The organism is Lysinibacillus sp. DFXJR4 (assembly GCF_057196045.1).
Window position 1 is genome coordinate 1 of record NZ_JBXUNW010000033.1, and the last position, 5321, is coordinate 5321.

General features: G+C 37.5%; 4 protein-coding genes and 1 tRNA gene. 2 read left to right on the top strand and 3 right to left on the bottom strand.

All coding sequences use genetic code 11. The features are described from left to right. Nucleotides 1–3: 3 nt before the first annotated feature. A tRNA-Glu gene (locus AC2CGN_RS25290) sits at nt 4–75 on the top strand. A gap of 385 nt (nt 76–460) precedes the next feature. On the opposite strand, the gene nadA is transcribed toward AC2CGN_RS25290, so the two are convergent. The 3 genes from nadA to nadB are packed head-to-tail and all read right to left on the bottom strand — an operon-like array spanning nt 461 to nt 3960. Continuing rightward, nucleotides 461–1564 (bottom strand): quinolinate synthase NadA, encoded by a 1104-nt coding sequence (gene nadA / locus AC2CGN_RS25295; protein ID WP_484516955.1) that lies wholly within the window; start codon nt 1562–1564, stop codon nt 461–463. Then, entirely contained in the window at nt 1551–2411 is an 861-nt protein-coding gene (gene nadC, locus AC2CGN_RS25300; protein ID WP_429989678.1) for a carboxylating nicotinate-nucleotide diphosphorylase, read from the bottom strand. Before nadC ends, nadA begins: the two co-directional genes overlap by 14 nt. Beyond that, the gene (gene nadB, locus AC2CGN_RS25305; protein WP_484516957.1) at nt 2368–3960 is read right to left on the bottom strand and encodes an L-aspartate oxidase; all 1593 of its coding nucleotides are present in this window, start codon (nt 3958–3960) and stop codon (nt 2368–2370) included. Before nadB ends, nadC begins: the two co-directional genes overlap by 44 nt. 86 nt (nt 3961–4046) lie before the next feature. On the opposite strand from nadB, the gene AC2CGN_RS25310 reads away from it, so the two are divergent. Continuing rightward, on the top strand, nt 4047–5126 hold the full coding sequence (locus tag AC2CGN_RS25310; RefSeq protein ID WP_484516959.1) for a cysteine desulfurase family protein: 1080 nt from the start codon (nt 4047–4049) through the stop codon (nt 5124–5126). Nucleotides 5127–5321: the final 195 nt, after the last annotated feature.

Genomic DNA, 5321 nt, shown 5'->3' on the forward strand with positions numbered 1-5321 from the left:
ATTGGCCCGTTGGTCAAGTGGTTAAGACACCGCCCTTTCACGGCGGTAACACGGGTTCGAATCCCGTACGGGTCATATGAGAAAAGCAGTAGATGTTAATTTACATCTATTGCTTTTTTGTATTTTAACGATATTCTTATAGATTCTAGGGGTATTCCTACAATTACACTTTAAAGAGAGGGGAACATTTACCTGACTTTTCAGGATTAAAAGATAATGAGACTACAGAAATGGAAAAATAGGTGATTAAATCATTTTACATTTACAATGCAAATATTGATTTCAATTTTATTTAGTTGAGATGATGTAAGTGCATGAATAACATACATTAAAGATTAGTAAATAATTCAAATATTTAAGAGATATATTTTTTACAAGTTATGTAGGAAACTAAGCAATTAAATTCATTATTAAAAAATAAAACCGTCTACCTGAAAGTAAGTAGACGGTTTGTTGTTTATTATGCTCTGATTAGCATTCTTTCGAGAGAAATACGTGCTTCTGTTGCAGTATGAACATCTACTTGAATTCGATTATGGGGTTGCCCTTGCTCTATGCTTTCTAGGCACCATAGCAGATGAGGAAGATCAATTCGATTCATAGTTAGACATGGACAGAAATGCTTATTTAAAGAGATAATCTGCTTATCAGGATGTTGTGTAATAATACGATTAACAAGGTTCATTTCTGTACCGATTGCCCATGAAGAGCCACTTGGTGCTTTATTAATCGTATCAATAATGTATTTTGTAGAGCCAGCATCATCTGCGGCTGCTACAACCTCACGACTACATTCTGGATGAACTAGAATGCGCATATTTGGGTGTGTTTGACGTACAAATTCAGTATGCTCAACTGTAAAACCTTCATGGACAGAACAATGACCTTTCCATAAAATCACTTGGATTTTTTCATGGGGCTGCTCTGTCTCTAGCATATTTGAATGTGGATTCCAAACAGCCATATTTTCAAGTGGAACCCCTAAATCATATGCAGTATTTCTACCTAAATGTTGATCTGGTAGAAAGAAAATTCGTTGTTTTTGTGTAAATGCCCATTTGACCATATCTTTTGCATTGGAGGATGTGACACATGCCCCACCATGCCGACCAGTGAATGCTTTTATAGCAGCGGTGGAATTGACATATGTTAGCGGAATAATTGTGTCGCCAAAAAGTTTCTGTAGAATAGGCCAGGCTTGTTCTGTTTGATAAATATCAGCCATATCAGCCATTGAACAACCTGCCCGCATATCAGGCAAATAAACATGTTGCTGTTCATTAGTTAGCATATCAGCGGTTTCAGCCATAAAGTGGACGCCACAAAATACAATATTCTCTGCCTCTTTATTAGCTGCTGATAGCTGAGCAAGTTGCAAGGAATCACCCGTAGCATCAGCAAATTGAATAACTTCATCCTTTTGATAGTGATGACCAGGAATAAAAAGCTTACTACCTAATTTCTTTTTTATAGCAATTATACGAGATTCCATGTCACTTTTCGATAATGTCCGGTAATACTCTGGTAATAGTGACGTTTGCTGCAATAAACTAGTGATGGACAAGGGATTTAGCTCCTTTCGTTTGTACAAGTGCACTAATATCAAAGGCTTTTACTGAATGTGTTAGGGCTCCAAGTGAAATCCATTGAATGCCCGTTTTAGCATAGCTATTTAGATTATGAAGTGTGATGCCACCCGAAGCTTCTGTAGCAATATGTGGGGGAACAGCTGGAAGCCATTGTCTTATTTCTTCTGGGCTACGATTATCAAACATAATGATATCTGCACCAGCTGCAATTGCTTCATCAAGCTGTGCTTTGGTTTCGATTTCTACCTCGATTTTAACCGTATGCCCAATTTTTGCACGTGCAGCCTGTACTGCCTGAGCAATACTGCCAGCAAAGGCAATATGATTATCCTTTAACATTATGGAATCGTATAAACCATTGCGATGATTGTAGGCACCACCAATTCTTACTGCATATTTATCTAACATACGCAGTCCTGGGATTGTTTTACGAGTATCACATATTTTTGCATTCGTACCGATCGTTTCACGAACAGCTAAATTTGTAGCTGTAGCGATAGCAGACATGCGCTGAACAAGATTCAATATTACACGTTCCCCAATTAGTAATTTCTGAAGAGATCCATTAATAACAGCGATTATATCCCCTTCATGAACCTCATCCCCATCTTTTTTAAGAAGCGTAATATCCATCGACCGATCAAGTAGAAGGAAACCATGTTCAATTATAGGTACGCCACAAAAAATTCCATTTTCTTTGGCATAAAAAGAAAAAGATCCCTGTTGTTCAGCAGAAAAAATGAATTCACTCGATAAATCTCCATCTCCTATATCCTCGTTAAAAAATTGCTTGAGCATTTCCTCGAGCTTGATGATATTCATACAATGAATTCCTCACTTTCATCTGTCCTTGTTGAAAAATAATCCACCTATTTGCCCATTTCGTACGATTTTGTGGTTGATCAGAGCGTATGTGGGCTCCGCGTGTTTCTGTTCGTGTAATAGCTGCATGTACCATTAGGGTGGCGACAATATGCATCATATAAAGTTCAAGCTCTTGTCGATTCAACCCACTTAAATCCACTTGTAGAAGTGTATTTAGTGACGGTAGTTGTTGTTTGAACTGTTGCATATTTACAGGATTTCTTACTATACCCAATGTGTGCATCATTGTTTGTCGTAATTGATCTTTCGCAAATAATAATGGTAATGGTTGTCGATGATGTTTAACATCGATAGAAAAATTATTTTGCTTACAACCAGCTTTAATAATGAATTGCGCCATTCTTTGTCCAAACGTAATTCCTTCTAACAAAGAGTTACTAGCTAAACGATTGGCACCATGCACCCCGGTACAAGCAACCTCACCAATTGCATACAGATTTGAAATAGTTGTTCTCCCCATGTTATCGGCTATAACACCACCCATTAAGAAATGGCTACCTGGTACTACAGGAATCAAACCATTTTGTATATCAATCTGGTTATCATGACATAACTGTGCAATTGCAGGGAACTTTGCTTCAAAGTGCTCGATATTTGAAATATCAATAAATGTTTCTTGTCCTACAGCTCGTTTATTAAATAATGCAAATGCAGTAATATGACGGGGAGCTAGGTCAAGTTGAGCATGTAAACCTTTCATAATCGGTTGACGTTGTGCATCAACAAAGATTCCACCAGCACCACGTACTGCCTCAGACACTAAGCCCTTTACCTCTCCATTACTCCAAAGTAAGCTTGGATGAAACTGCATAAATTCCATATCACTGATGGCAGCGCCAGCACGATAGGCCAATGCGATACCATCTCCTGTATTTGTTTCATAATTTGATGTGCACGTATAAAGGGCGCCAGCTCCTCCAGAAGCTAGAATTACATGATGAGCAAGATAGCGTTTTGTCCTATTAATTCCTTTTGTTAGTACACCCACGCACTCTCCGGCTGTATTTAATAAAAGCTCAAAGGCTGTTTCATAGCAATTAATATTGATAGTAGATGGTAGCTGGTTAAGCAAATAATTTATCATTATCTGACCAGTACGATCTCCACCAGCATGTAAAATACGACGATGACTATGTGCACCCTCTAGGCCTAGAGCTGGAGCCCCATCTGCCTGTCGATCAACAGGGAACCCCTCTTTGAGAAAATCACCTATAATTTTGGTGCCATCTTCTATAAGGACTTCTACATTCCTTCTTTCATGATGATATTCTCCAGCAGTCAATGTATCAGCAATATGAAATGTTGGATGATCCTCTCGACTTGTAACGGCAGCAACTCCACCTTGAGCACGATAGGAACTACTGATAGTAATAGATGACTTTGTAACAATCTGCACCTGAAAGTGTTCAGCAAGTATCCGCGCTGCTTGAAGAGCCGCGATTCCACTACCAATAATAAGTACATCTGTCTTTACATCCGTAGCCATACCTTCTTTACAGTTGTCTTGACACTTATCTTTACATAAAATAAAAAAGAAAACAAGACCTGATAAAAATAGAAAGGAAGATTTAAATGATATATCTGGATTACGCAGCAACATCTCCAATGTCAGCAAATTCTCTTGAAGCATACAGTGAGGTAGCAAAACGTTATTATGGAAATAGTGCAAGCTTACATGATGCAGGGGGGCAAGCTAATTATTTTGTTGAACAGGCAAGAGCCGTTGTAGCAAAATCACTTGGCGTAAATAATGATGGTGTTATTTTTACTGGAAGTGGCACCGAAGGAAATCTCATATCAATTTTATCTTTAGCATTAGCATCAAAAAAAGGGAAGCATATTATTTCATCTCAGGCAGAACACACATCCGTACATGCTGCGTTAAATGTTTTGGAAAAAATAGGTTTTATAGTCACTAGATTACCTTTACAACAAAATGGGTGTATTCATGTGAGGCAAGTACAGGAAGTGATACGCGAAGATACGGCACTCATAACAATTCAACATGTTAATTCAGAAATAGGCTCTATTCAACCTGTGGAAGAAATTGCAGAGTTAGCAAAAAGGTCAAATATTTACTTACATGTTGATTGTGTACAGTCTTTTTGTAAACTTCCGTTAAAACCGCAAGTGGATGCTATTACCATTTCAGCACATAAAATTGGAGGTCCAAAAGGGTGTGGGGCTGTTTATATAAATCCAAAGCTCCGTGTTCCTTCATTAACACCTGGTGTGACTCATGAGCGTGGATTAAGAGGAGGGACATTAGATACACCAGCAATTGTTGCCTTTGCCTCTGCCATTGAAAATTACCATTATAATGGTCAGTATTTTCATGAACTACGAGAATATTTTAAGAGAAATTTACCACATACGTGCAGACTAATTGACTGTCAGAGTCAATTGCCCAATATTTGTGGTGTATTGATGGGAAATTTGGAGGGGCAATATGTTATGCTAAAATTAAATGAAGCGGGAATATGCATTTCTACAGGAAGTGCCTGCGATATTCATAGTGAATCTGGGACAAAAGCTATTTTATCAATGGGCTATTCGATGCAAGCAGCACGACAATTTTTTAGGATCTCTTTTGGTCCTACAACGACATTTGAGGAAATTGATCAACTAAAAATGGTACTTTCTACTATTTAATAGATTCAGTAGATAAATATACGTATAAATAAATGTAAAAGATATACTATTCCATTGACTCAATTAGTTGGAAATGAAAAATCCCCACTAATTGGGTTTATTTTTTATATTAATTTAATCACTAACGTTGCATGAATTTTGATTGAATTTTCTGTTTTCAATTTCTTGCGTTTTTAAGAAATTGAAAGACACTTA

What these genes read in the sequence shown, in the direction of transcription:
- nadC (WP_429989678.1), bottom strand. Translation starts at nt 2,411, where the DNA reads ATGAATATCATCAAGCTCGAGGAAATGCTCAAGCAATTTTTTAACGAG.
- nadB (WP_484516957.1), bottom strand. Translation starts at nt 3,960, where the DNA reads ATGGCTACGGATGTAAAGACAGATGTACTTATTATTGGTAGTGGAATC.
- AC2CGN_RS25310 (WP_484516959.1), top strand. Translation starts at nt 4,047, where the DNA reads ATGATATATCTGGATTACGCAGCAACATCTCCAATGTCAGCAAATTCT.